Origin of the sequence: Streptomyces natalensis ATCC 27448, assembly GCF_000935125.1 — a bacterium.
In the GTDB taxonomy this organism is placed as follows: domain Bacteria; phylum Actinomycetota; class Actinomycetes; order Streptomycetales; family Streptomycetaceae; genus Streptomyces; species Streptomyces natalensis.
This window is the reverse complement of sequence record NZ_JRKI01000034.1, coordinates 289,185-315,190: the sequence shown is the minus strand read 5'-3', so window position 1 is coordinate 315,190 and position 26,006 is coordinate 289,185. Positions and strand designations below refer to the sequence as shown.

The following is a 26,006-nucleotide window of genomic DNA, read 5'->3' as shown; positions in this document are numbered from 1 at the left end:
GTGCCGCCCCGCCGGAGACGCACCATGCGCCCACCGGCGGGGCGGCACCGTAGTACCGCCCGCGGCCGGGGCCCGGTTATTTCGCGTGAGCCACCTGTGCCGCGATCTTCCCCGTCAGACCGAGGCCGGCGGCGCCCATGTCATGGGACTGGACGTTGTAGAAGGTGGTGATCACGGTGTTCCCGACCCGCGTCGCCACCAGGGTGGTGCCACCTTCCCACTCGGGTGCGGAGAGCACGGCCTTGAGCGTCTGGTCGCCCACCTTCGGGACCTTCGTGGTCTTGATCGTCACGGACGCGGTGGTGCCGTTGGAGGTGTCCTTGAAGTGCGCGCAGTGCGTGAGCACCTTGTCCAGGCGCGTCATGACCGTCTGGGCGTCCGAGCCTCGGTAAGTGTCGATCTCCTCGTTGAACTCCTCCTGGGAGGCGTTCATGAAGTCGGCTTGGGCGAAGGAGGCGCTGGGGACCCCGCTGGTCTCGACCCAGGCACTGGCCTCCAACTTCGGACACGCGCCCGCCAGATCCACGGCCTTGCTCGACGCGGGGGGCTGGAAGGCCGTACCCGTGTTACGCGAGGTGTGGGGGTCGACGTGGTAGCCCTTGGGCAGTACCGCGGCCGGAAGAAGCAGGGCCTTCAGCCGGGTGCCGTTGAGCAGACCGGCGTTCGGGGCGCCCGCTGCGGGACTGGCTGACGGTGCGGACGCGGCCGTCGATTTCTTGCCGGTGTCACCGGAGGAACACGCGGCGAGCGCGAACGGCAGCACGGTGGTCGCGGCGACCGCCACCAAGGCACGACGAAGCTTCATGAAGCCTTCTTCTGGGTCAAAAACAACATCAGGAATTGAAGAGAGGCCGTCGCGGTATGGGGGTGCGCGGTGCGGCAGGCGCTGATCGTAAGGCTGCGCCGTCGTGGCGCCTAGAGATCTGCTGCGGGAGGCGGGAGGCGGCCGGGCAGTAGCGAGGGGGCAGATCTCGCCGAAACGGGGCAGTTGCCTCCGGTTTCGGAGATTTTTCTATGACACGTATCACGCGGGACGGGTGCGACGCCTGCCGGATGTGGTGGTCCGCAATGGGTGGATAACGTCCGGAGCGGGACGGTTGGGAGGCTCCGGGCCGGCCGAGAGCGGCGGGACGTGCTCGGCCGGCCCGGCCGGGGCTCACGGATGCGGCTGGCCCACACCCACGGTGCACGGGATCGCCGGAGGGTGAGGGGCTCGGGCGGCCGATGGGGGAGTGGCGATGGCCTCCGCGAGAGCTTCCTTGTGCTCGCGGGGGAGGATCACCTCGATCAGGTCGCTGTCGACGCGGCCGGGCATGCTGACCCTGATGTGCAGGGAGACACTGCCGTCCTGATTGCTCACCGCGCTGACGGCTCCGTCGACTACGCCCGACGCTCGCGGCAGGACCTCCGCGTCGCGGCCGTTCGGCGCGGTCGGATGATCCTCGGCCGCCAACTTGCCCACGATATCGGTCACTTGACGCCACTTCCTTGATCGTCAGTCACGCCGAACGTCGGTCGTGCAGGCTCGACGGGAAGCCTGCCGGCGGTGGGGGAGAGTTCGGCGGCGGTGGCTCGACGGCAGGCATGGACGAAGCGGGTTGCCAGGTTTTCGCACTGGTCTCTGCGGCTGATCACCCCGAGTGGGGCGTGAGCGGCGCTGGCGCGCAGGTGGAGGACCTGGGTGTCCTCGCCGTGGGTGAGCCATTCGGCGATGCCCCGGTCCATGAAGGAGATTCCGTCGCCGGCGGCCACCGCCGAGGCGATGTTGGCGTAGTCGGGTTCCTCCCGGACGACATGGCCGACGCCCTCACGGCTGATGATGCGCAGGAGGTGGTCGTAGTAGCCGGGGGCCTGGTCACGGGGCCACATGATGAGGGGAAGTTCGGCGGGCGCGGGACCCGTCGACCGGGTGAGCGGGGTGGGAGCCAGCATCACGATCTCACTGGATCCCACCATGTGGAGTTGGAGGTCGTCGGCTTCGATCGGGGGTCGGACGAAGGCGAAGTCGACCTCTCTGGCGCGTACGAGGTGGACGTTGCCCTGGGACCAGCCGGAGGCGATCGTGACGTCCACGGCCGGGTGCTCCCGGCGGAACTCGGCGACCATGGCGCGTTGCCCCAGGGCGTGGCCCGCGCGGCTGAAGGCCACCCGAACCAGACGGTGCCCGTCCGAGGAGGCGGCCTTGAGCTTCGTTCTGATCGAGTGGATGTGGCCCAGCAGGTGTGGTGCCTCGTGGCGGAGGATCTCGCCCGCGGCACTCAGGGAGATGCCTGTTTTGCTGCGTTCCAGCAGCCGTGTGTCCAGTTCCTTCTCCAGCACCTTGATCTGCTGGGAGAGGGTGGGCTGGGTGACGTGGCAACGTTCGGCGGCGCGTCCCAGGTGTAATTCTTCGGCGACGGCGAGAAAGTATTCCAAGCGCCGCAGCAGACCGGAATGAGTCAAGGTCAGCCTCTGTGTGTGTGATCGCTTGTCTGTGTGGCGGGTGCCTGAAAAGCCATCATCGCTCATCCTGGGCTGAGCGGATTTCCGCGCCCTGGTCCCCGGCTTTCGTCGGGGACCAGGGCGCGGCATGTCGTGGGACAGCTGCCTCGTGGTCAGGGTTTCCAGCCGATTCCGATGACCGCGCGTCGTGGAACGGTGCACCTCCAAAGACTGCTGTCATCGATTCGTTCGACCGTGGAAGAGGACGTCATCCCTGGCTGCTCGGGGTAGCGGAAGATCGACTTGGCCTGTTCGATCGCCCAGCGGTGTGCTTGTTGTGGGCCGAGCGACTCCACCACCTTGCGCAGGCCGTACATGTCCACCAGATATTCGCCGAGGTTCTGCTCGGCCTCGTCCGGGGTGACTCCCGTCGCGGTGTACGAGTCGTCGATCTCCATTATCTTGAAGTCGAATCCCACCTCTGCCAGGTACTGACCGATCTCGTCCTCCGAGAAGTGGGCGTAGTCGTGGCCGGTGTGGGAGTGGCGGTCGACCACCTTCGTGAACCAGGTGTCCATGGGGGATCCGGAAAGGAAGTCATGGAGCAGGAAGGCGCCGCCCGGCCGCAGGACCCGATAGGACTCCTCGGCCACCAACTGGCGTAGCGTGGGCGGGATATGGTGGGTTCCGTAGGCGAGGAGGACTCCGTCCACCGAACCGGACCGGAAGAGTTGCCGTTCGGCTCGCTGGAGCAGCGCCGGGACACCTGTCGCCCATGCGGTCTGCACCATATGGGGTGACGCGTCGCAGGTCATGATCTCGACGTCGGACAGGCCGATGCGGGAACAGACCCGCCGCACCAGTCCGTCGCCTCCGAGAAGGTCGACGATCGCCTGGGTTCCCTCGCTTCCCTGCGTCATCAGCTCAATGAGCTGGCGAATCCCCGCGGCCCGAGCGTCGACGTTCAGCTGCTGGGCGCGGACGTAGCTGGAGCCCCTGCCGCCGGCGATGTCGGAACCGAAGTCGTCACGAATGACCTCATCGGCTTCCTGCTCTTTCTTCCAGGAATGGAGGCGGGACCGGTCGATGCACTGGTGCATCTTCGGCGAGTGGACGCGCAGTTGGTCGAGTTGAGCAAGGAGGTCACTGCCGGCTACGGAAATACCTTCGATACCAATCGACACCATATCTCCTTAATCATGCACACATGAAGGACCGATGTGGGGATGGTGCGGTAAGGCTTCGCTGCGAAACCACGCCGAGGTCAGCTGGTTTGCTTCTCCGGAATGCCGACCTTTTCTCTTTCTTTCCGGTTCGCGGCCGCGGTGAGGGCGAACAGCGCGAGCAGTGCCGCGCCGAAGCCGAGGAAGACCAGGACGATGGGCGTGAAACCAGCGATGTCGACGCTGTCGAACACCACCATCAGCACACCGGTGAAGAACATCTTGATGGCTCCCTGCAACGCGCTCGCGGCGCCGCGAGCGGTCTCCACTTTGGTCATGCTGAGCGTCAGGGTCAGCGGGGCCATCACTCCGCACGTGAAGCCCAGGGCGACCGAGAAGACGCCGATCCGCAGCAGGCTGCCGTCGAGGTCGGCGAAGGCCGCGACGATGAAGACGAGCAGGTAGGCGGCCAAACCTCTGACATAGGTGTCCCGTGGACCCCAGCGGACCCAGCTGTTGAAGAACGATCCGCAGACGATGGACGCCGAATAGAGGATGTAGAAGAGGCTGTTGCCGATCGGGCTGACGTGCAGCGCGTGGAAGGCGAACGGAGCCGTCGCGTAGTAGGCGATCGTGAAGGAGAAGATCAGTGCGGAGGCGATGCTGTAGGAAGTAAAATTGATGTCCTTCAGCACGGTCGTGTACGCCAGGACCTTGCTCGTTCCGCCGTGTTCACGTTCCAACTCGGGGTGCGTCTCGGGCATCAGGAAGAAGACCACGACCAGGCCGAGGACGACCGCAACGGAGAACAGCAGGAACTGCACGCGCCAGCCGAAGTGAGCACCGATGAAACTGCCCGGCAGTGGGGCCAGCGACGGCGACAGCTGACAGGCCATCGAGAAGTAGGAGAACGCCTTGCGCAGCTTGACGGGCTCGTCGAGGGTGTCGACGATCAGCGCCCGGGAGATCACCGTGCACGACGCGGTTCCCAGCGCAGTCAGCGCACGGGAGATGTTCAACACCGTGACGCTGTGGGCGGTATAGCCCACGAACAGGCCGACGGCCGCGACGGCGAGTCCGATCAACAGGGCGACCTTACGGCCCCTGGTGTCGGACAAACTGCCGTAGAAGAACTGCGCCAGGCCGAGCACTATCATGTAGAACACGATCAGGTTCTTCATCGCGCTCTGGCTGACCGACAGATCGTCCTGGATGGCCGGCAGGGAAGGGTTGAAGAAATCCACTGCCATCAGGCCGAGGACGACGCTGAAGAAGGCGAAGAACAGAACGCGTGCCTCGCGTCGGGTAAATCGGGTGACAGACATTCCCTTGCTACCTTGCCCCGGTGTTGGACGCCTCGAAGGCTTTGAGATTGGACCGGTACGAGCCGGCCGGAGTAGGGGCGTCGCGATCGACGACGAGGTGCAGGACATGGACCCCGTCGATGTCCTTGATCTTCTGCACCACGGTGTCCAGTTCACCGATCGACGTCACCCGGAAACCGGTCGCCCCCATCGACTCGGCGAACTTCACCCAGTCGTGGTTCGGCAGGGCGCTCAACTCCGGGATGTTCTTGATGTTGTTCATATGCGTCGCGCCATAGGAAGAGTTGTCGAAGATCGCGAAGATGATGTTGCGGCGATACCGTACGGCAGTCTGGATCTCCATGCCGTGCATCAGGGTGCACCCGTCCCCGGTGATGACCAGACACGGTTCGTCGCGGGCGAAGGAGATGCCGACGGCGGCGCCGAAGGCCCATCCCATCATCCCCATGTTGGTGGTGGAGTAGAAACCGGCGTCGATGTCCGTCGTCCAGTAATGCGTGGCGAACGACCGGTGGTTGCCCGAGTCGGCGACGCAGATCCTGTCCTTGAGCCAGGAGTTCAGACATCTCACTGCCTGCGCCGGGCTCATGGCATCGCCCTCATCCGGGATGTCGTCGTGCAGACGAACCTGCTCGACGCGCTCCCGCAGGTCCGCATTTCCGGGGAAGCTCTCTTCGGTCAGCGAGGCTTCCCAGTGCTCCAGGAAGGTCAGTTCATCGCAGAGCAGGGTCCGTGAGCCGGGGGAGAAGTTCCCGATGTCCTTGACTTCGGAGGTCACCTCGATGACGTTCTCGGCACCGGATACACCGGCCCAGCCATTGGTGTTCCACTGTGAAGGGCGACATCCGATCAGGAGTGCCGTTTCGGGGCCGTTCCGCATGAAGAGGTCATGGGCACGCTGGTTACCGGAGTATCCGAAGACGCCGACGCTGTTCGGATGACTTTCGGTGAAGGCACCCTTGGCGTCCAGCGTGGAGCCGACCAGGATGTCGTGGTCCTCGGACAACCGGGTGAGCAATCTGCGTACGGCCTTCTTGTTGGCCTGCGAGCCCAACAGGACGGCGACGCTGGACGACGCGTTGACCGTGCCGATCACCCGTTGCAGATCCACCGGATCACATATCAGGTGAGACTTTGAGAGCGTGTTCGTCCGTAGCGGAGCGTCCGACGTTTCCGAGAACAGGACGTCGGCCGCGTACGACAGATAGACGGGCCGCGTCGGCTGCTCGACGAGTTTCCGCAGCGTGATGTCGAAGTATCGGATCGGATGGGCCGCGCTGCGCACCTGTAAGGACGTGCTCGTCAGGGGACGCAGCACGGAGGCGGTGTCAAGGCCGGTCGGTGTGACGTCCTGGAGTGCGTCGTGGGCGTCGAACCCGGTGGGAACGTGTCCCGACAGCAGCACGACGGGCGAACGGTCGGCGCACGCGGTGGAGATGCCGCCGACGGTGTTCGCGACGCCCGGACCGTCCAGTGCGATCACGACGCCGAACCGCTCCGAGGCCCTGGCGTACCCGTCGGCCATCATCGCGGCGCCGCCCTCGGCCGCGGATATCACCGGGGATATCCGGGGATGGCCGGCGTACTCCCCGTCGCGGTAGTTCGACATGAACGCGTTGATCTGCTTTCCCGGGACCATGAAGAAGGCTGACGCACCCTCGGCCCACAGTGAGTCCAGGATCACGCGTGACACATTCGGCATCGACTTTTATTCCTGTTCCGCAATATCGGATAACGCGCGGTATTGGAAGCGATCGGTGAAGATGTTCCGCCCGCAGGAATCCTCGATCAGCTCGCGGGTGATGTTGGGGAGGTCCGCGAAGAAGTTCTTCGCTTGATGCTTGGTGTAGTCCGAGGGGTGCAGTTTCTTCGTGAGCCGGTCGCGCTGGTATTTCAGATAGTCCTGAGTGACGTCGTCGTTGACGGAGAAGGTCCATTGCAGGGCCAGCCGGGCGACGTCGTTGGGTACCTGGGGATGCGTGCCACGGTGCACCACCCGGTAATCGAAGACCACCAGGTCACCCTCCTTGCCGAGCACGGTGTCCTCGGGGGCGTAGGCGTGCTCCTTGGCCATCTGCTGACGCTCTTCCCGGGTGTGCAGGTGGCTCGCCGGTACGATGTCGACACCGCCGCCCAGGAGCGGGTCGTTGTCCTGGAGATAGACGTTGAACATCAGGAACGACGGGAAGTGACCGGGGGCGTCGACGGGCTTCGGCAGCATATGGTCGTCGAAGTGCCACCCGACGACCAGGCCCCTGCGGACGGTGAAGTTCGGATAGAGCAGCACGCGGCCGATCCGGTCGTTGAGGTCGGCGACCGTCTCGCGCAGCTTGGCCGAGAAAAGTGCGTCACGCAGCTGCGGACTACCCAAGAACAGGCTGGGCGGCATGGTGTCGCCCACCTCCGGAACGAGGATGTCCTGCGATGCCTTCCGCAGGCTTTGCGTCGTTTCATGGTCGAGGTAGTTCTCGATTATGCAGTACCCTCGCCTGGCCAGTTCATCGAAATGCTTGACCTCGAATACCATGTGCCGTTCTCCTTGAGAGTCACGATCGAACGCATTCAAAGGACACGTAGCGCGTAGCACGAGTAGCCAGCTCTTTGTGTGGCCGGTATTTCCACACTCTCCTGGGCGTGATCATGCGAGGCCAAGACTGGCAGGGCACAGCGCACTTGATCAAATAGGCATCCTCTGGCAGAGATAGAGGATGCCTAAGTGCGCAGGTCAGCCGGCGTGGATCGGCCTCGGCTCACCCGACCGGGGCGCTGGGGCTGATCGGTGTCGCCGGCGCCCTGGCCGCGACCGTGGCGGGCCGCCTGAACGACCGCGGACTCTCCCGGCGGACGACGGGCATCGCCCTGGCCCTGCTCGCCGCCTCCTGGCTGCCCTTGGCCTTCACCCGCAGCTCGCTCTGGGCCCTGTTCGTCGGCGTGATCCTTCTCGACCTCGCCGTGCAGGCGGTCCATGTCACCAACCAGACCCTGATCCACGCGCTGCACCCGGACGCGGGGAGCCGGCTGATCGGCGGATACATGGTCTTCTACTCGATCGGCAGCGCCACCGGCGCCATCGCCGCAACCTCCCTCTACACGATGGCCGGTTGGGGCGCCGTATGCGCACTGGGTGCCGCGTTCAGCTGCCTCGGGCTCGTGCTGTGGGCGTTCATGCGGCAGAGCGCCCCGGGCGCCGCCGCCAAGACGATCTCCCGCAGGAGAACGTAGGGAAGGCCGAGCGGGACGGGCGCGCCGCAGTACCCACTTTTTTGTGGGTACTTGGCAGCGCGCGACGGCGCGGAGAAGCTCATAGAGGGCGATCGACGGACCTCCGAGGCCCATGGCATCGATGCGGGCGTGATGCGCGCGGCCGAGGGCATGGCCCGCCGCATCATCGGACTGGGCCATGGCGCGGACGGGTTCAGCCGGATCGCCGAGGTTCTCGGCCGTCGCTGAGGAGGCGTCGGTGTGGGGAGGGACTCCGCCGAAGTCCCTCCCCACACCCTGCTGGTCGACGTCAGGACTTGCAGGCCCGGCTGTCGTCGCCGTCCTTGCAGATGTGGACCCAAGGCCCGTCCCAGAACTGGTTCGGCGGGAGCGTGGCGGTCACGTCGATCGTGCCGGGGCCGCACTGCTTCTGCGGCGCCTTGTTCCAGACCTGGGGCCCCGTCGGCTTGCCTATGAAGCCTTCGCCGACCGAGATCGTGTAACAGCCCTTGGCGGCCGTGACCTTCAGCTTGCCCGTCGCCGTCACCTTGCCGCCGTCCTTGCCCCACACCGTCTTGATCGTGCCGGAGCCGCTCGCGCCGCTGACGCTCTCGCTCCAGGGCTTGGACATGGTGTCGGCGGTGGCGGTGCCCGAACCGACGGCCAGCATGAGCGCGGCGCCGGCGCTCGCGGCGCCGATGGTCATGAGCTTGCGCATGACGTTGCGTCCTTTCGTCGTGGCTGTGCTGTGACGCGTTACGGAAGGAAGCTATGAAAGACGCATATCGCACCGATATTGAGCCCGTGCCAGGACACACCTCTCATCCGCGCTTGCTGAGGTACGCCTCCAACTCCGCGGCCCCGGTCAGCATCGACCGCCCCCGGGCCGACAGCCGGCCGCGCCACTCGCACAGTGCGGCCTCCAGCGGCTCCAGGCCGCCGGCCGTCCTTACCTGGGCGATCAGCGGGGCGATCTGCTCCAGCAGGTAGCCGCCCCGCCTGAGCTGGTGGGTCAGCCGGGCGTCCCGTACGTCGGCCTCGGCGTAGACGCGGTACCCGGTCAGCGGGTCGCGGCGCGGGCGTACCAGCCCGGCGCGCTCCCATTTGCGCAGCGTCGCGGGCCGGATACCCAGCTTCCCCGCCAGCGGCCCGATGAACGTGCCGCCGGGGTCGGACGCCGCGGCCGGTTCGGACCCCACGCCGGGTTCGGACGCCGCCGGAGTGGGGTCCAGGTCGCGCAGGGCGCTCTCCACGGCCTGGAGGGTACGGCGGTCGTCGAGGAGTTGGGCGTGGCTCTCGTCGATGAGGCGGAAGGCGTCGTCGACCGCGCCCTCGTTCACGGCCCGCATGATCGACGTCGCCGTCTGGTGCCCGTGGCCGGGTACCAGGGCGAGAAACGCGCGCAGGGCCCCCGCGTGCAGCGGCGTGTAGGTGCGGTAGCCGTGGGGTGTGCGACCGGCGGGCGGGAGGATGCCGGCCTCCTCGTAGTTCCTGACCGCCTGCGTGGACAGACCGTGTCCGCGTGCCAGATCGACCGGCCTGAGCCGTTCACTGTTTTGAAGGTTTCGTCCCATGGGCCTGCCGATATCGCTGAAAAGTTTCCACCGAAGGTTCAACGATACCGTTGACGGCATGAAGATGACGTCGGGTGCTACTGGCATCAACACTGCTGACATCAAGGCTGCTGACATCAACGACACCGCCCATGCCGTCGAGGCGGCCGCCGTCATGAGGCTGCTCCCGGCCCCGCCGCGGCTGCTCGCCCTGGGTGAGCCGGAGCACGGCGAGGACACCCTGCTCGACCTGCGCAACGAACTCTTCCGGCAGCTCGTCGAGGAGGAGGGATACCGGACCATCGCCATCGAGAGCGACTGCATGAGGGGCCTGGTCGTGGACGACTACGTCACCTCGGGCACGGGCACCCTCGACGAGGTCATGGAGCGCGGATTCAGCCACGGGTGGGGCGCGTCCGCGGCCAACCGCGAGCTGGTGCGCTGGATGCGCGCCTACAACGCCCGTGCCGACAACGACGGCCGGCCCGCCTCCGAGCGGCTCCGCTTCGCCGGCTTCGACGGCCCGCTGGAGATGGCCGCCGCCGCGAGCCCCCGGCAGGCCCTCACCGCACTCCACGGCTACCTCGCGGCCCGGGTGGACGCGGACCTGCTCCCCTGCACCGGGGAAACGCTCGACCGCCTGCTCGGCACCGACGACCGGTGGACCGATCCCGCCGTGATGATGGACCCGGCCCAGTCCGTGGGGCAGTCGGCCGAAGCGGCCCAACTGCGGCTGTTCACCGATGACTTGATGGCGCTGCTCGACATGCACACACCGCACCTGCGCGCGACGACCTCGCAGGACGACTGGGACCGGGCGCGCCTGTACGGGCGCACCGCGACCGGCCTGCTGCGCTACCACCACTGGATGGCCGACACCTCACCGGCCCGCCTGACCCGGCTGTGCGCGCAGCGGGATCTGATGATGGCCCACAACCTCCTCGCCCTCGCCGACCGGTCCCCGGTACTCGTCCACGCCCACAACGCCCATCTCCAGCGGGAGAAGAGCTCGATGCGGATGGGCGGGATGCGGCTGGAGTGGTGGAGCGCCGGTGCGCTGGTGAGCGACCGGCTCGGCGAGGAGTACGCCTTCGTCGCCACGGCACTTGGCACGATCCGGCACCAGGGAGTGGACACGCCGCCGCCGGACACCCTCGAAGGACTCCTGTACGCGCTCCCGGAGGACCGATGCGTCCTCGACGCCCCGCGGCTGGCCGCCACCCTCGGCGACACGCGGCCCGCGCCCCGGGTGTCCCCCTGGTTCGGCTACGCCCCGCTCGACCCGGCCCACTTGGACGGCATCGACGGCATCGTGTTCGTCAAGGACGTCCCGGGACAGCGCGGCTAGGTCACACCCCGACCGCTCGAAGGTCGATCGCCGGCAGCGCCGCCAGATGGTCACCCACCCGCAGCAGCACCGCGGCCGCGAGCCCGCCGCGCTCGCCGGTTACGAGGTCCTGACGCGCCCGTCGGGCTCGTACCAGACGACTCCGTCACCGCCGTCGTGGCCGATGGTCTGCGTCATGACGTTGCCGTCCTGCCAGTACTTGGGGTGCTGGTTGAGGAAGCCGGGGATGGACTGGAGCGAGGTGGCGTCGCACGCCAGGTCGGTGCGGATGCAGAAGCGCTGCACCGGGACGCCGTCGAACGTCGTCCGGCCGGCGCCCGTGGACGTGAAGCCCAAGGCGCTCCAACCCTTCGGAACCCGGGACCAGATGCCGGTGTCGGGCTGCATGGGGTCGGAATACAGCATGCCGTTCACCTGCGAGCGGGGTATGTCCGTACCGCCCTCGGATATCGTCGCCAGCACCTGGTCGGCCACCTGTGCGCCCTGGGAGTAGCCGACGATCGTGAAACGGGCGCCCGGGTCGCGGTGGTAGGTGTCCTCGGCGGCGGCCAGCAGGTTGCGGTACCCCTCGCGCACGCTGGCGTCGAAGCTCGGTGCGGTGACGTCCGGGGCGTTGTGGCCGTTGAGCCAGGGGCCGGCGCTCGCCGGATAGCAGACCGGCACCGGTATGCCACCGTTGAGGTGCTTGTTGGCGAATCCGTAGGTGCCGGTGCAGTCGGGCGCGGGCGCCGCCGAGCCCGTGCCGCCGACCTCCAGGTAGTAGTGGTGTACCTGATCGGCGTGGGCAACGGCGGGCGCGGCGGTGCTCAGGGCCACCATGGCCGCCGTCGCACCGGCAGCGCCGATCGCCTTCTTCCACCTGCGGGCCTGGGTCATCGTTCGGTTTCTCCTCATGGTCGGCCGGCACACAACTGCTGTGCGGTGCTGTGACGTTAGCCGCCGCGGTTGGAATGGCGATGAAATGGCGATGGGTGCTCGGAGGATCGGCTCCTCAGTCATGCACGCATGCCGTCCGTCCGAAGGCGTTCGACGAGTGCGCGGAGGACGAAGAGATTCGGGACAGGGGACGTCGTCGACACGAGGCGGCGCCCCTTGCCGTCGGTGACGAGCCTGACGGCCCCCTCCCCGAGGTCGATCTGCCGCACCTGGGGCCACCGCACGGACACCTCCCCGACCCCGACCCGTTCCCTGGTCAGCCAGATGTCCCCGAACACCAGTCGCGCACCGTTGTCGAGTGCGGCCAGTGCCTGGGGCAGTTGGGCATGAGTGATGGCCCGCTGGATCTCGGGCCCCCATTCCTCCGCGCCGCTTTCCTCGGGCCTGCCGAGCAGCACGACCCGTTTCCCTTCGACGTCGGTGAGCGTGTAGGTGCGAGCGGTGGGACTGCTCTTCCGGAACATGGCGGTGGTGTCGTAGCGGACCACATGGATCCGTCCCTTCACGGCAACCGTCAACCCGTGCTCGTAAAGGTCCAGTCGCGCGTCCGCGCTCTTCGTCGCGGAACGCCGGCCGCACCGGACGAAGGCCGGCAGGCCCCGGATCCACCGGACGGGCGCGGGCGGTGCGTGGGGCGTCCGTGCGGCACCCGCGTAGGTGGCACATCGCCTGCCGATGCGTTCGCGGCCGGCCGCCGCGGAGATCCTCGCCAACAGCAGCTCCTCACCGCGCGAGCGCGGCGTCGGACGGGTCACCGCCGGGTACGGGCGAGGCCGAGGCCCGCGTCGTGGCCACGAAGGATCATCTGGTGCGTCTGCCGGAGCATCTGCCCCGGTGGCACCCCCAGATCGTCGGCCAGACGGCGCCGGGTGCGATCGAACACGGCCAACGCGTCGGCCTGTCGGCTGCTGTCGTACAGCGCGCGCATCAGCATCGCGGCGACGGCTTCGTTCAGGGGCTGTTCCGCGGCCAGGGCCCACAGCTCGGCCACCACCTCGGTGTGCCGGCCCAGCCGCAGCTGCCAGTCCAGCTTCCGCTGCACGAGGGCGGTCCTGCGCTCGATGAGGCGCAGCCGCTCCAGCTCGGTGAACGGCCCGGGGAGGCCGGACAGAGGTTCCCCGCGGAACAGGTCCAGCGCCTGGGAGCAGAGGCGTACCGCCTCGGCCAGTTCACCGGCCCGCTCGGCCCTCCCTGCCGCGGCGACCAGTTCCTCCATGCACGCCACGTCCACCTCGACCGCGCCGGGAGCCATCCGGTAGCCACACCGGTCACTGCGGATCACCGAGTCCGGACCGTCCTCCCTGCGCAGGATCCTGCGCAGTCGGTAGATGTACACCGGCACCACGTTCGTCATCGGCGGCTCCAGCCCCCACACTCCGTCGAGCAGCTTCTGCCGGCTGACCGTCCGGTCCGGACACAGCACCAGCGTCGCCAGGACGGCTTGCTGACGGAGGTGCCCCAGATCCACCGGCCGTCCGTCGCGCCGCGCTTGCAGCGGTCCGAGTACGGAGATGTGCCACTGCGGTTCGCGCGCCCGGCGGACTTCGGCCTGTGGTACCGGGCTCGCCGTCTGTGCGCTGGGTCCGTGGCTCGGGGCGACCAGTCCGCAGTCGAAGGCATGGACGATGGCGGCGGCCCGGTCGCGCAGCCCGAGTTTGCCGAGGACCCGCGCGAGGCGTCCGGCCACGGCATCCTCGGGCAGGGCGAGGGCGGCGGCGATCTCGGCGTCCCTCAGGCCACAGCCGACCGCGTAGAGCATCTCGCGCTCCTGGGGCGTGAGGGTGGTGACGGGCGGTTGGCCGGTGGTTGCGGTCGTCGGCATCGCGGCTCCTGGGCTCCGGAGTGGTCGGTCTGGCGGATGCCGTCGACGCTGGCCCCGACAGCGGTCGGCGGACAGGCCAGCCGACCGGCCGTATCCGGCCGGTGGCCGCGCTAGAGTCCCTCACCTGGGGAAATGACGACATGGCGGGGGAAGGTCGTGACCTGTGACCAGTGAGTTCAACGTGCTGTTGCGACAGCTGCGGCACCAGGCGCAAATGACGCAGGAAGCCCTGGCGGAGCGCGCCGGAGTGGGGGTGCGCACCATCCGCGGGTTGGAGACGGGTGAGCGCGCCGACCCCAGGGTGACCACGGTGCGGCTGCTGGCCGATGCCCTCGGGCTGAGCCCCGACGCACGCGAGGAGCTGTTGGCGGCGGCCATCCGCCGGAACGGGGAGGGACGGGCCGGGGACGGGCGGACGGGGGACGGAATCCCGCCGGACGACGCGGCCGACCGCGTCGAACCGGTACCGGGGCAGCCGGGCTCGGCGTTGGACGAAACCCTGGCCGACGTCGCCGAGCAGCTCGCACAGGCGGTGGCCGCCCGCTGGCAGCGCGAGGAGGAGCAGCGGCAGGTCCACGATCCCTATCCGCTGCCGGTGCGCTGGCGGCCGGTTCCCGAGGAACTGACCGACCACTGGGCCAACATCCGCCGTCTGCCCGCCGGGGGAACGCCCGGTCCGCTGGACCTGAGCGGGCGACTGGACGAGATCGTGGGCGTCTACCGGCGGATCCCGTCCAGGCGGCTGGCGGTGCTTGGCCGGTCCGGCTCCGGGAAGACGATCCTCGCCGTGCGGTTCGTTCTCGACCACCTGAAGTCGAGGGCCCGCACCGAAGCCGTACCGGTGATCTTCAGCGTCGGCTCATGGGATCCCACCGCCCTCACCTTCCGGGACTGGCTCGCCGCGCAACTGACGCGCGATCACCCCGGACTTGCCGCCCCGGGACCCGGCGGGTCGAGCCTGGCCGCCACGCTGGTCGAGACCGGCCGGGTGCTCCCCGTGCTGGACGGTTTCGACGAGATCGCAAGCGGTCTGCGCCGGCCCGCGCTGGAGGCGCTCAACGCCACCACCCTCTCCCTGCTGCTGACGAGCCGCCCGGCCGAGTACGCCGCGGCCGTGGCGGAGACCGACGTCCTCACCTCCGCCGCCGCCGTGGAACTGACCGACCTCACCCTGAGCGACCTGGCCGACTACCTGCCGCGCACCACGCGCAAGGCCCGCGGCGGGTCCCCCGCAGTGACCGCCTGGGACCCGGTGCTGAGCGAGCTACGCGACCGGCCGCACAGTCCGGCCGGTGCCCACCTCGCTGCGGTGCTGTCCACGCCGCTGATGGTCACACTGGCCCGCGCCGTCTACAGCGACACCCCCGACGGCGACCCGGCCGCGCTCCTGGACACCCGGCGATTCGGCAGCGCCGAGGAGCTGGAGGACCACCTCCTCGCCAACTTCACCGCCGCCGTCTACCGCCCGCGGCCCGAGCACCGCCCGGGCAACAGGCCGCGTCGCGCCTACGACCCGGAACGCGCCCAGTACTGGCTCGGCTACCTCGCCCACCACCTGACCCGGCTCGACACCCCCAACCTGGAGTGGTGGCGGCTCGGTTGCGGGCTTCGCCGCGCCACCCGCACGCTGGTGACCGCGCTGGTGACCTGTCTGGCCGTCGGGCTCGTCGACTGCGCCGTAGGCACCCTCTTCGACGCCTTCGCCTTCCAGGTCACCGACGGTCTGGTGGCAGGGCTCCTCTCGGGACTCATGTTCGGGATCGCGTACTGGTTCCTGGTCGTGGCCAGGGACGCACCCGTGCAGCCGTCCGGCGTGCGCATGCGGATATCCGGCCGGTACCTGCGCATATCCGGCAAGGGCATCCGGGCATCCGGCCAAAGAGCCCTCGCCCGACTGGGAATCGGATTGCTGTGCGGGCTCGTCTTCGGCCTCGGCTACGGCTTCGCCCGCGGAGTGCTCAACGGCCTCCTCGCCCACGTCAGCCTCCCGACCATCCTGGCCATCGGCCTCGACGACAGCATCATCTACGGCCTTGTGTTCGCGCTGGGAGCGGGCCCCGCCTTCGGCCTTCTGGCCCTCTTCGAAGCCCCTCTCGACATCCGGTCCGCCGTCAATCCGATCAGCCTGCTGCGCACGAACTGCCGCACGGTCGCCGTCCAGTTCCTCCTCTGGGCCCCCGCCTTCGGACTCCTGGTCGGCCTGGGATCCGGGGCGGTGATCCGGCCCCTGCCGGCGATCATGGGCCCACTCGTCTGGAACCTGTGGGCGGCGCTCAAACTGGGCGTCATCAGCGGGCTCGGCGGCGCCCTCGGCTACGCGCTCAGCCTGACCGCCTGGGGCCAATGGGCGGTCCTCGCCCGCCTCTGGCTGCCGCTGACCGGCCGACTGCCCTGGTCCCTCGTCACGTTCCTTGAGGACGCCTACCAGCGGGGCGTGCTCCGCCAGGCCGGCGCGGTCTACCAGTTCCGCCACGCCCGCCTCCAACACCACCTGGCCCGCTCCTACCGGCCAGCCGCCCACGTCCCGGAGCAGCCGGCCGAACCAGGGCATGGCGCACCCACGTGACGGCGGTGGACTCCGTCCCGCGGGCGCCGGGTCATTCGGTGTGGGCGCGGATGAATTCCTCGTACGCCTCCGGTGTGGCCTCGGTGGGGAGCGCCCGGTACAGGTCGCGTGTGCCCGGGACGAGCTGGCGGGCGACGAGGTCGGCGTGGATCTGCTGGAGATGGGAGATCTCACCGGCGGACGGGTTGACCGCCGCCGCAGCGGGTGCGGCCACGTTCGCGAGGACGTCGTCGGTGCGGGGCGCGGTGCGGGTGAGGACGTCCCCGAGTCCGGTGGCGGCGGCGTCCCGCTTGGTGAGCGAGGGCAGCGACCAGCGTTCTTCGAGGGTCTTGAGGACGCTGGTGTGATCCAGCGGAGTCGCGTTGGCGGGTGCGCGGAACACGACGCCCTGGTCGATCAGCGGGGAGACCAGCACGGTCGGCACCCGGACGCCGAAGCGGCCGAAGTCGAAGCCGAACTCGCCTATGGTGCCGTCCCCGGGCGGCGTGGCCGAGGCCGGGGGAGGAACATGGTCGTAACACCCGCCGTGTTCGTCGTAGGTGATGACCAACAGCGTCTTCTTCCAGGCCGGGCTGTCGTGCAGGGTGCGGTACACCTGCTGGATGAGCCGTTCGCCCTTGGCCATGTCGTCGACCGGGTGCTCGCTGCTGCCGGTGGCGCTCCAGCTGGGTTCGAGGAAGGTGAAGGCGGGCAGCGCTCCCGTCTGGGCAGCGGCCTGGAAGTCGGTGAACACGCCGAAGTGGCCGGCGGAGGCGCTGTGGATGTCGGGGAAGTTTCCTCTGGTCAGAGGATCACTGACGTTGCCGTACACCTTCCAGTCGAGACCGTTTCGGCTGAGCAGGCCGAAGATGCTCGGGCAGGTGAAGGTGTGGGTGTGGTCGTCCATGTGTCCCTGGCTGGTGGCGGCGCAGGCGAACGCGCGGTTCGGCATCGTCTCGGTCGGTGCCGCGCTGAACCAGTGGTCGCAGACGGCATAGCCGCGGGCCAGGCCGGCCAGGACGGGCAGACTTTCGGGGGTGTGACAGCGCATGATGTCGCCGTCGGAGGTGCCCGGGATGATGGTCGGCCGGTGACCGGGCGCACTGTGCTGTGCCTGCTGGGCTCGCTGGACCAATGTGTCGGCGAAGTTCGTGACGAAGCCGTTCATGGTCGCCGTCGGTGGTGACGGCGGCGTGAGCGAGCCGAAGAGCTGTGCGTTGGTCGGCTTGTAGCCCTCGCCCGGATTCGCGCCGGGGGTGAAGTAGGCGTGAGGATCCGTCGGCTGGATCCGGCTGACCTTGACGGGCTGTCCTTGCTTGTCGGGGTTGGACTCCGTGCCGGTCAGCCCTTCGTAGGGCTGCCCCGAGGGCGAGGCGTTGTTCTGGTCGGTGTAGAGAAACCCGAGCAGATGGTCGAACGAGCGATTCTCCAGCATCAGCACCACGAGGTGCTCCATGGCCGAGAGTCGGTTTCCGTGGGTCATCACGACCTCCCCCGGCCCGGCACCACCACGGCCGCGACGTCGCCGAACTTCAGGACGGTGCTCTCATCAGGCACTTGGATTCTGATACGTGACATCTCTCCTCCAACCGTGCGCAACGGCCGCAGACCTCTCCCTTCACTCTGGTCGGCGGGCGTGACGGCGGCGTGACGGCGGTGCGACGGCATATGCCACGAGCCGCAACAGCGGCTCGATCGGCGGCCCGATCCCCTGCGCCTCACGGACCACGGATCACGGACCACGGATCACGGACCATCGACCGGATCACGGACCATCGACCGGATCACGGACCATCGACCATGAATCAGCTGGTCACAGCATTGCAGCGGGGTGAGCGCCGCTGCCCAGGGCATATTTCGACAGCTCGCGCCCGGCGCCGCAAAATGAAGACATAGAGACGTGCACAGCCGAGGGGTTCGGTTGCGGCGATGGCGATACAGAACAGGGTCGGTCGCGGCGCGGCCCCGGCGGCAACGGCCGCGGGGGACGGCTGGCGTCCTGCCGTGACCTGGCCGGACGATACGTGTGGTGTGGCCGGTGCAGAGGCCGAGGCGGCGCATCTCGTCGTGCTGGGCGGCTTCGACCTGCTGGTCGACGGCCGGCCGGTGCAGCTCCCGTCCGGCTCGGAACGGCTGCTGGCTTTCGTCGCGCTGTGCTGCCGGGCAGCCGTACCCCGGGGTCTGATAGCCGGAACACTGTGGCCGGACGCTCCGGAGCACCGCGCCCACGCCAGCCTCCGGTCCGCCCTGTCCCGCCTGCACTGCGTAGGCAGGTCGGCACTCGACGTAGGCCCGGGCGAGGTCCGGCTGGCCCGCAACGTGAGCGTCGACCTCCACCAGGGCAAGCAGTTGGCCCACCGGATACTCCAGCGCCCGGGGGAGGGGACCTGGCAGGTGTCGCCCGACGCAGTCGAGGAGCTCTCGCTGGACCTGCTGCCCGGCTGGTACGACGACTGGGCCATATTGCAGGCGGAGGACTGGCGGCAACTGCGCATCCACGCCCTGGAGAGACTCGCGGAAGCCTTCACGGCGGCCGGCAGGTACGCCGATGCGGTGACCGCCGCCCACGCCGCGATCCGCGCCGACGCCCTGCGCGAAAGCAGCCAGTCCTGCCTGATCCGAGCGCACCTGGCCGAAGGCAACCCCTCAGAGGCAATGCGGGACTTCGAACGCTACGCCCACCGACTCCACGCCGAACTGGGCCTGTCCCCGACCACACAGCTGCGCAGCCTGGTACCCGGCTTGAGCGCCGTCACGGTACGCCGTTGACGGACCTCCGCAGGGCGGAACCGTATGCGCCGCTCCGGGCCCCGGGGCCCGGCCGGTCAACCGGTCAGGCACGGCAGCGCAGCATCTCCAGTGGCGGATTCGCGAGGAGGTCCGCCCAGAAGTCCTCGCCGAAGTCGCGGATGCCGGCCTCGGAGACCTCCAGCGGGACCCACTCCACCGCACCGAATCCGGCCGCCCGCAGACACTCCTCGTAGACCTCGCGGCGCGGGACCGTGCTGACGATGCTGATCGGCTGTGGGTCGAGGAGCGCCGTGACCCGCCCCAGCGGACCGGTCTCGATCTCCTCGCCGGTCGGCTCGCAGAGGAAGCCGTACTTGTGCAGGGACGGGTTGTCGAACCGGTAGTCCGGCTTCTGGGCGAATACGAAGAACTCGCCGCCCGGCACCAGGCTTTGGTGGATGTTGCGGCACATCCGCTTCATCTGTGCCATGTTTTCGGTGTAGTTGAGACACTGAACGCCCAGCGCGATGTCGAAGCGCCGGTCGAGCGGGCGCAGTTCGGCCACGTCGCCGACCTCGTAGCGCACGCCCAGCGGGTCACGCTTCTCGAACTCCTCCGCGGCGGCGATCATCTCGACGGAGATGTCGACGCCGAAGACGTCCGTGGCGCCGCGCCGCTTGAACTCCCTGCTGTAGAAACCGGTGCCGCACGCCAGGTCGAGAACCGACTTGCCGCTCACCTCCCCGACCATGCCCAGGAAGCTCGGCACCTCCCCGTAACGTATCAGCGGCAGGGCCTTGAACCCCTCGAATGCCTCGCCGATCTCGTCGTACTGCTGCACGCTCATGTGCTGCCCCCTTGTGTGCTTCGTCCGGTACGTGGCCACGCCGGCACGGCCTCCGGATTCGGAGGCTCGCCGGGTCGCGGTCGTGGCGGAAAGTCTCCTCCGCCCTGTCCGGACCGCCGTACTGGCAGATGACACAAAGAGTTGGCCGGGTGGCCCTCGTATCACCCAACACCCGCTCCGCTGCCCGGCAGAGGTTCGATCACGCAGGCGCGGCGACGGTGGCCAGCGCATCCGTCAGCCGCTGGAGGTGAGACGGCAGCGGCTCCAGGAGCGGGCGGCGCACTGTCGCATGCGGGATGATTCCGAGTTCGGCCAGCGCGGCCTTGGCCATGATGGCGCCTTGCGAGGTGCGCATGATGGCGTCCGTCAAGGGGAGCAGCGACGCCTGGATCGCCTTGGCCGAGGCGAGGTCGCCGCTGCGGACCGCCCGGATGAGCTCGGCGTTGCGGTCGGCAGCGACGTTGCCCACGACGCTGACCAGGCCGGTGGCGCCGCATGCGAGGTAGGGCAGGTTGAGTTCATCGATGCCGCAGTAGTAGGCCAGCGACGTGCGATCCATGACGGACATCGCCTCGAACAGATCGCCCTTGGCGTCCTTGACCGCCCGGATCCGGGGGTGGCCGGAGAGCTCGATCAGTGTGGCCGCTTCCATGGTGATGCCGGTGCGCGCCGGGACGTCGTAGAGCATCACGGGCAGTTCGGTGGCGTCGGCCACCGCCACGCAGTGGGCCACCACGCCGGCCTGAGTCGGTCTGGAGTAGTAGGGGCAGACGAGCAGCAGGGCATCTGCCCCGGCGGCCTCGGCCTCCCGGGCGCGCTGCACGCTTTCGGCCGTGTTGTAGGTGCCGACACCGGCGATCACCCGGGCCCGGTTCTGCGAGAGGGCCACCACGGTGCGGACGAGCCGGGCCGACTCGGCTTCGGTCAGCGTGGGCGACTCGCCGGTGGTCCCACCGACGACGAGGCCGTCGCACCCGGTGGCCAGCAAGTGGTCGACGAGGTGGACGAGCCCTGGTTCGCTGATCGTGCCGTCGGGCTGCATCGGGGTCGCCATGGCGACGAGGTTGGAGCCGAAAAGCAGGTCAGCGGGGAGCAGTTGGTCGGTCATGGTTCGATCCTGCCCCGAGCAATACCTCCGGTCTACCGATGCTTTTTTGTCTGTACTGCGTAGCCTGGCTTCATGATTGATGTCGGAGCCCTGCGGGCATTGCGGTCGGTTGCCGCTCTCGGGACGCTGGCGCGGGCGGCCGACGACCTCGGGTTCACCGCATCGGCCGTGTCACAGCAGATCAAGAGGCTGGAACGACAGGTCGGCGTGCCCCTCCTCGCACCCGCGGGACGCGGCGTCGTACTCACCCTGGCCGGGCAGGCCATCGTCGACTCGGCGCCCGATGTGTTCCAAGCGCTGGAGCGCTGCGCCGAGTCGGCCCGATCCGTCGCGGAGGGCGCGCCGCGCGGGACGCTGCGCGTGGTGTCCTTCTCGACGGGCATCCGCGGGCTGCTCGCGCCCATCATGGAGCGGGTGTCGACGCGCTGCCCGGACCTCCGTATGCACATCGCCGAACTGGAACCCGACCAGGCCCTCCACAGCGTCGACACCGGCAGCGCCGACCTCGCTCTTCTCCACGACGCCGACGGGCTGCCCGTCCACCTGCCGTCGTCGCTGACCCAGCGCCACATCCACACCGACGTCGGCGACGTCGTCATGCATAGGACACATCCCCTCGCACGGCTCGACCCGCCACTCACCAGTGACGACCTGGCCGGCCACGCATGGGCGACGAGTCCGCCCCGCACGGTGTGCCACCAGTGGTTCCGACGGCTCGTGGCAGATCTGCCCGAGGACCCCGACGTGCGCCACCTGATCGACGACTTCTCGACCCAGTTGTCGCTGGTCGCCTCCGGCGAGGTCATCGCCCTGATCCCGCGCCTCGCCCGCCCGCCCCTGAGAGACGGGCTCGTCGTCCGGCCGCTGCGACGACCACCGAAGCGCGAGGTGCACGCGGCATGGCGGCACAGCGCCCATGCCAGCCCGGCGATCCACGCCGTGCTGGCGGAGCTTCAGAGACTGGAGAGCGCCGGCGGCCCGCCTGGCATGATCGGGTCATGACCTTGGCAACCACCGGCCAGGATGTGGCCGATGAGACCGTGGCGTTCAACGAGAAGCTGGCCGAGACGCTCGCGTCGGCACCTAAGACCTATGAGGTGGATGATGCGCGAGTGTTGCGCGGCGGCCTCGGGATCTTCCCCGATCCTGTCGTGCTGGACGAGGGCGTCGACCGGACCGTCCCTGGCCGCGAGGGCGGCATAGGGGTGCGCGTCTTCACCCCGTCCGTCGTCCATGGGGCGTTCCTCCACCTTCACCCGGGCGGCCGCGTGCTCGGCTCCGCACGGCATCAGGACGTACGGCTGTGGAACCTGGCCCGCGCGGCCGGGGTTGCCGTGGTCAGCGTCGACTACCGGCTGGCTCCCGAACACCCGCATCCGGCCGCCGACGACGACTGCGAGGACGCGGCGCGCTGGCTGATCGACAGCGCCCAGGCCGAATTCGGCAGCGACCGCCTGGTGATCGGCGGTGAATCATCCGGCGCCGAACTCGCCGCCCGTACCCTGCTGCGCCTGCGCGACCGCGACGCGTCGCACCGGGCGTTCCGTGCCGCCTATCTGGCCTACGGCGTCTATGACATGTCGCTGACGCCCAGTGCACGGGCCTTCGGCGAGCGCAACCTGGTCGGCTCGACCCAGGGCGAGCGCTGGTTCCGCGAGCAGGCGTTTCCCGGGCGGACGATCGAGCAGCTTCAGGATCCTGAGATCTCACCACTCCATGCCGATCTGCGCGATCTGCCCGCCGCTCGGTTCGTCGTCGGGACACAGGACCCGCTGCTGGACGACACGTTGTTCATGGCGGCCCGCTGGCGAGCGGCCGGCAACGAGGCGGAACTCGACGTGGTCGCCGAGGCGGTGCACGGGTTCACCTCGTTCCCGCTCACCGTTGCCGAGCGCGAGCTCGCCCGACAGCACAGCTTCGTTGCCGCGGCGGTCGCCGACGCCGGGTGAACGGGCCTCTGGCAGCGCCACGTTGCACGAGTCGGGCACCCCGAGTCCGGACTGCTGCGTCGGGTGCCGCCGTCAGCGTCCCGCGAACCGGTCCACCAGGACATAGCGTCCCGCGAACCGGTCCACCAGGACTTTGCGTCCCGCGAACCGGTCCACGAGGACTTCGAGCCGTCGTGACGCTTCGATCCCGGGAAGTCGACCCGAGCGCGTGAGAGTGACCAGCCCGTGCAGGGCCGACCAGAGGGCCTCGACGAACAGGGCCGGTTCGGCGTCCTCCGCGATATCGCCGAGCGTGTCGAGCAGCATCCCGAACGCCTCGCGCAGTGGCTCCGGCGTCGCCGCGTCGGCAAAAGGCAGGCCGGTATCGAGGAGGAACATCGCGTCGTAGAGCGCGGGGTTGCGCTCGGCGAAGTCGACGTACGCCTTCGCGAGCGCGGCCACCGCTGTCCGCCCCTTCGGCCCCTTGGCCATGCGCGTCGCATCGCCGCGGTCAACTCGGCGAATCCTTCCAGGCTCCCGTTCCTCACATCTATGTTCGGCGCGCGCCTGCCCACGCCGCCCACCTCGTAACGCCGCGGCGGTCTCGCCTTGGCGCGCGCGGCCGAGCGTGCACCGAAACCGCGCTCATCATGAACCGGGACGGCCGCTTGTTGCGCTCCACGCGGGGAAAATCAGCACGTCTGACCCGGGCGCGGGCACGGCGGATGAGGCGGGACGGCGCAAAGCCGGGAAGGGGTCATGAGCTGGTCGGGCGGGTGTCGGCCGGGTGTTGTTCCGGTGTGGGTCAGCCGCTCCGGCCGCCGTGGTCGGTCGTGAGGCGGGTCTCGAAGCCGTCGAGGATGGAGTGGAGGCCGAAGGTGAAGGTGTTGTCGGGTGCCGCGGCGTACTGCGAGGCGGCGGGGGTGCCGAGGCGTGCGCGGAGTCGCGGGTAGTGCTGGGCGGTTTCGGTGGCGCGCGTCATGGCGTCGGTCATCAACTGCTCGGCATCTGCGCCGTTCTTGCTCAGTCGGCGCTTCAGTGACACCTCCGCGGCGGGACCGAGTGCGCTGCCGAGTACGAAGGTGAGCACGGTGGCGGCTGCCCGGTCCGCGTCGGCGGCGGTGAAGCCCGCCATTTCGTAGATGGCGAGGCTGAGGTCGTCGTGGCGGGCCTTGCCGGGGCCGTGCATGAGATGGCTGCCGAATGCCTGGCCGAGCCAGGGGTGCCGGGTGAGCATGGTGTGCATGCCGGTGGCCTGGAGGGTGGCGGCCGTACGCCAGTCCGTGGCGTCGAGATCGGGCTGCTCGATCTCGTACCAGATCGCATCGCCGGCGAGCCGGACCAGGTCGTCCTTGGTTTTGATGTGCCAGTAGACGGCCGTGGCGGCCGAGCCGAGCCGTTTGGCCAGGCTGCGCATGTTGAGGCCGTCCAGCCCCTCGTCGTCCAGCAGCTCGATGGCTGCCTGGACGATCCGCTCTGTGGTCAGCGTGTCTCTCGGCATGGCCACCACCTTAGTTGAACTTAGTTCATTGAGTTCATGGCGGGCCTTGCACTTTGTTCAAGTGGTCGTCTACGCTCCCTCTCGTATCCGTACTCGCACTTAGTTCAAGTCTCTGGAGGGGGAGCGATGTCGCAGGAGAAGTCGCAAGAGAAGTCGCAGGACGAGCTGTCGGGTTTCGTCGAGGCACAGGCCGAGGGGTTCGGGATTCCCGGTGTCGCCGTCGGGGTGCTGTGCGACGGCCGGGAGATCTACGCGTCGCACGGTGTGACGAGCCTCGGCAATCCGCTGCCGGTCGATGAGAAGACGCTGTTCCATCTGGCGTCGGTGTCCAAGACCTTCACGGCGACCGCGCTGATGCGCCTGGTCGCGGAGGGGAAGGTGGATCTGGACGCGCCGGTGCGGCGTTACGTTCCGGAGCTGAGGCTCGCCGACGAGCGGGCCGCGGCGCAGATCACCGTCCTGAATCTGCTCAACCACACCGCGGGTCTGGACTGGAACCTGATCGACGACGGCAAGGGCGACCGCTCCCTGGCCGGGCTCGTGGCGAAGCTGCCCGAGCTGCCGCTGATCGCCCCGCCCGGCGCCCGCGCCTCGTACAGCCAGGCCGGCTACAACCTGGCCGGCCGGATCGTCGAGACGGTCACGGGCCTGCCCTTCGAGCAGGCCATGGCGTCGCTCGTCCTGGAGCCGGTGGGTCTTTCGGACACCGTGTACGGCCTGGCCGAGGTGATGGTGCGCAAGTTCGCGGTGGGCCACAACCGCGGCGAGGACGGCGAACCGCAGGCCGCCCGGCCGTGGGGCGCATTCAAGGAGGGCGCACGCGGCGACAACCCTGGCGGCGGCCTCGCCTCCTCGGTGAGCGATCTGCTGCGCTGGGCACGGTTCCAACTCGGCGACGGCGAAGGCGTGTTGCCCGCCCCTGCGCTGCACCGCATGCGGGAGCAGACGGTCGAGCTGCGCGCCAGCTCGCTCGGGAACGGCCTGGGCATCGGCTGGTTCCTGCACGATGTGGACGGTGTCCGGGGGATCGGGCACGGCGGCTCGGGCAACGGCCAGTTCGCCGAGCTCCTCATCGTGCCGGAACGCAACTTTGCGGTGGTCTCCCTGGCCAACGCCGGGCCGGACGGCTACTCCTTCAACCAGTCCGTCGTGAAGTGGGCGCTCGGGCACTACCTCGGCGTCGTCGAGCAGGAGGCCGAGCCGGTCCCGTACGACGAGGGGCAGGCCCGGCAGGTCGTCGGCCACTATGAGATCGACGCCATGAGCCTCGACCTCGCCACCGACGGCACTCGCCTCACCCTGGCGGTCGATATCAAGCCGGAGATCCGTGAGGCGTCGGACGAGGAGATGCCCCCGGGCTACCCTGCCGCGGCCATCGGCTTCCTTCCCGGTGACAAGGACGAGTACATCATCACGGAAGGCGGCCTCAAGGGGCAGCGCGGCTACTTCTCCCGCGACGACAAGGGTGCGGTCGTGGGCGTCGATCTCGCCGGCCGGCTCTTCAACCGGGTCGTGGAAGCGGCAGTCTGATCGAGGGCGCGAGGGCGCGAGGGCGCGAGGGCGCGGCTGCCGGGGTGG

Annotated in this window: 23 protein-coding genes and 2 pseudogenes; 8 read left to right on the top strand and 17 right to left on the bottom strand. The window is 68.6% G+C overall.

The features are described from left to right. Window positions 1–76: 76 nt before the first annotated feature. From SNA_RS26080 to SNA_RS26050, 7 genes are all read right to left on the bottom strand, one after another. Window positions 77–805 carry a hypothetical protein gene (locus tag SNA_RS26080; RefSeq protein ID WP_157880093.1) on the bottom strand — a complete coding sequence of 243 codons (729 nt, stop codon included), beginning with the start codon at window positions 803–805 and terminating at the stop codon, window positions 77–79. A 351-nt stretch (window positions 806–1,156) separates the two neighbouring features. Further along, the gene (locus SNA_RS26075; protein WP_044366989.1) at window positions 1,157–1,474 is read right to left on the bottom strand and encodes a hypothetical protein; all 318 of its coding nucleotides are present in this window, start codon (window positions 1,472–1,474) and stop codon (window positions 1,157–1,159) included. Further along, entirely contained in the window at window positions 1,471–2,415 is a 945-nt protein-coding gene (locus SNA_RS26070) for a LysR family transcriptional regulator (protein ID WP_030066057.1), read from the bottom strand. The genes SNA_RS26075 and SNA_RS26070 overlap by 4 nt, the downstream gene beginning before the upstream one ends. Before the next feature lie 179 nt (window positions 2,416–2,594). After that, on the bottom strand, window positions 2,595–3,608 hold the full coding sequence (locus SNA_RS26065; protein ID WP_030066058.1) for a methyltransferase domain-containing protein: 1,014 nt from the start codon (window positions 3,606–3,608) through the stop codon (window positions 2,595–2,597). A 77-nt stretch (window positions 3,609–3,685) separates the two neighbouring features. Next, window positions 3,686–4,909 (bottom strand): MFS transporter, encoded by a 1,224-nt coding sequence (locus SNA_RS26060; protein WP_030066059.1) that lies wholly within the window; start codon window positions 4,907–4,909, stop codon window positions 3,686–3,688. Between the two features lie 7 nt (window positions 4,910–4,916). Then, window positions 4,917–6,593, bottom strand: coding sequence for a thiamine pyrophosphate-binding protein (locus SNA_RS26055; RefSeq protein ID WP_044366987.1), 1,677 nt, complete (start codon window positions 6,591–6,593; stop codon window positions 4,917–4,919). Between the two features lie 24 nt (window positions 6,594–6,617). Continuing rightward, window positions 6,618–7,436, bottom strand: coding sequence for a phytanoyl-CoA dioxygenase family protein (locus tag SNA_RS26050; protein ID WP_030066061.1), 819 nt, complete (start codon window positions 7,434–7,436; stop codon window positions 6,618–6,620). A gap of 233 nt (window positions 7,437–7,669) precedes the next feature. On the opposite strand from SNA_RS26050, the pseudogene SNA_RS26045 reads away from it, so the two are divergent. Both SNA_RS26045 and SNA_RS41610 read left to right on the top strand, forming a co-directional pair. Beyond that, window positions 7,670–8,131, top strand: a pseudogene (locus SNA_RS26045) (MFS transporter); the annotation flags it as partial. A 99-nt stretch (window positions 8,132–8,230) separates the two neighbouring features. Then, window positions 8,231–8,359, top strand: a pseudogene (locus SNA_RS41610) (imine reductase family protein); the annotation flags it as partial. Between the two features lie 61 nt (window positions 8,360–8,420). Here the strand turns inward: SNA_RS41610 and SNA_RS26040 are convergent. After that, window positions 8,421–8,828 (bottom strand): hypothetical protein, encoded by a 408-nt coding sequence (locus SNA_RS26040; protein ID WP_030066063.1) that lies wholly within the window; start codon window positions 8,826–8,828, stop codon window positions 8,421–8,423. A gap of 103 nt (window positions 8,829–8,931) precedes the next feature. Continuing rightward, on the bottom strand, window positions 8,932–9,684 hold the full coding sequence (locus SNA_RS26035) for a TioE family transcriptional regulator (RefSeq protein ID WP_044366986.1): 753 nt from the start codon (window positions 9,682–9,684) through the stop codon (window positions 8,932–8,934). A gap of 58 nt (window positions 9,685–9,742) precedes the next feature. Here SNA_RS26035 and SNA_RS26030 point away from each other — a divergent pair, with 58 nt between their 5' ends. Then, window positions 9,743–11,011, top strand: a complete 1,269-nt coding sequence (locus SNA_RS26030) for an erythromycin esterase family protein (protein ID WP_044366985.1) — start codon at window positions 9,743–9,745, stop codon at window positions 11,009–11,011. 99 nt (window positions 11,012–11,110) lie between these two features. On the opposite strand, the gene SNA_RS26025 is transcribed toward SNA_RS26030, so the two are convergent. The 3 genes from SNA_RS26025 to SNA_RS26015 form a co-directional block, all read right to left on the bottom strand. Beyond that, complete coding sequence (locus SNA_RS26025; protein WP_030066066.1) at window positions 11,111–11,887, bottom strand: PE-PPE domain-containing protein; 777 nt, start codon at window positions 11,885–11,887, stop codon at window positions 11,111–11,113. Window positions 11,888–12,006: 119 nt separating this feature from the next. Next, the gene (locus tag SNA_RS26020; protein ID WP_030066067.1) at window positions 12,007–12,660 is read right to left on the bottom strand and encodes a DUF6585 family protein; all 654 of its coding nucleotides are present in this window, start codon (window positions 12,658–12,660) and stop codon (window positions 12,007–12,009) included. A gap of 38 nt (window positions 12,661–12,698) precedes the next feature. Continuing rightward, complete coding sequence (locus tag SNA_RS26015) at window positions 12,699–13,769, bottom strand: AfsR/SARP family transcriptional regulator (RefSeq protein ID WP_030066068.1); 1,071 nt, start codon at window positions 13,767–13,769, stop codon at window positions 12,699–12,701. Between the two features lie 163 nt (window positions 13,770–13,932). Here SNA_RS26015 and SNA_RS26010 point away from each other — a divergent pair, with 163 nt between their 5' ends. Further along, window positions 13,933–16,335 (top strand): helix-turn-helix domain-containing protein, encoded by a 2,403-nt coding sequence (locus SNA_RS26010; RefSeq protein WP_063894107.1) that lies wholly within the window; start codon window positions 13,933–13,935, stop codon window positions 16,333–16,335. 31 nt (window positions 16,336–16,366) lie between these two features. On the opposite strand, the gene SNA_RS26005 is transcribed toward SNA_RS26010, so the two are convergent. Continuing rightward, window positions 16,367–17,797, bottom strand: a complete 1,431-nt coding sequence (locus tag SNA_RS26005; RefSeq protein ID WP_030066071.1) for an alkaline phosphatase family protein — start codon at window positions 17,795–17,797, stop codon at window positions 16,367–16,369. A 548-nt stretch (window positions 17,798–18,345) separates the two neighbouring features. Here SNA_RS26005 and SNA_RS26000 point away from each other — a divergent pair. Next, on the top strand, window positions 18,346–19,083 hold the full coding sequence (locus SNA_RS26000; protein WP_030066072.1) for an AfsR/SARP family transcriptional regulator: 738 nt from the start codon (window positions 18,346–18,348) through the stop codon (window positions 19,081–19,083). A 64-nt stretch (window positions 19,084–19,147) separates the two neighbouring features. Here SNA_RS26000 and SNA_RS25995 read toward each other — a convergent pair whose 3' ends face one another. Together SNA_RS25995 and dapA are read right to left on the bottom strand one after the other, a co-directional pair. Continuing rightward, complete coding sequence (locus tag SNA_RS25995; protein ID WP_030066073.1) at window positions 19,148–19,891, bottom strand: class I SAM-dependent methyltransferase; 744 nt, start codon at window positions 19,889–19,891, stop codon at window positions 19,148–19,150. A 199-nt stretch (window positions 19,892–20,090) separates the two neighbouring features. After that, entirely contained in the window at window positions 20,091–20,999 is a 909-nt protein-coding gene (gene dapA / locus SNA_RS25990; protein ID WP_044366982.1) for a 4-hydroxy-tetrahydrodipicolinate synthase, read from the bottom strand. A gap of 72 nt (window positions 21,000–21,071) precedes the next feature. On the opposite strand from dapA, the gene SNA_RS25985 reads away from it, so the two are divergent. Together SNA_RS25985 and SNA_RS25980 are read left to right on the top strand one after the other, a co-directional pair. Beyond that, window positions 21,072–22,001, top strand: a complete 930-nt coding sequence (locus SNA_RS25985; protein ID WP_030066075.1) for a LysR family transcriptional regulator — start codon at window positions 21,072–21,074, stop codon at window positions 21,999–22,001. Further along, on the top strand, window positions 21,998–22,948 hold the full coding sequence (locus SNA_RS25980) for an alpha/beta hydrolase (protein ID WP_030066076.1): 951 nt from the start codon (window positions 21,998–22,000) through the stop codon (window positions 22,946–22,948). The genes SNA_RS25985 and SNA_RS25980 overlap by 4 nt, the downstream gene beginning before the upstream one ends. Window positions 22,949–23,020: 72 nt before the next feature. On the opposite strand, the gene SNA_RS25975 is transcribed toward SNA_RS25980, so the two are convergent. Together SNA_RS25975 and SNA_RS25970 are read right to left on the bottom strand one after the other, a co-directional pair. Continuing rightward, window positions 23,021–23,389: a TetR-like C-terminal domain-containing protein gene (locus SNA_RS25975; RefSeq protein WP_241779841.1), complete on the bottom strand. Its 369-nt coding sequence runs from the start codon at window positions 23,387–23,389 to the stop codon at window positions 23,021–23,023. Window positions 23,390–23,732: 343 nt separating this feature from the next. After that, window positions 23,733–24,428: a TetR/AcrR family transcriptional regulator gene (locus SNA_RS25970; RefSeq protein ID WP_044366980.1), complete on the bottom strand. Its 696-nt coding sequence runs from the start codon at window positions 24,426–24,428 to the stop codon at window positions 23,733–23,735. 126 nt (window positions 24,429–24,554) lie between these two features. On the opposite strand from SNA_RS25970, the gene SNA_RS25965 reads away from it, so the two are divergent. Further along, window positions 24,555–25,958 (top strand): serine hydrolase domain-containing protein, encoded by a 1,404-nt coding sequence (locus tag SNA_RS25965; RefSeq protein ID WP_030066079.1) that lies wholly within the window; start codon window positions 24,555–24,557, stop codon window positions 25,956–25,958. Window positions 25,959–26,006: the final 48 nt, after the last annotated feature.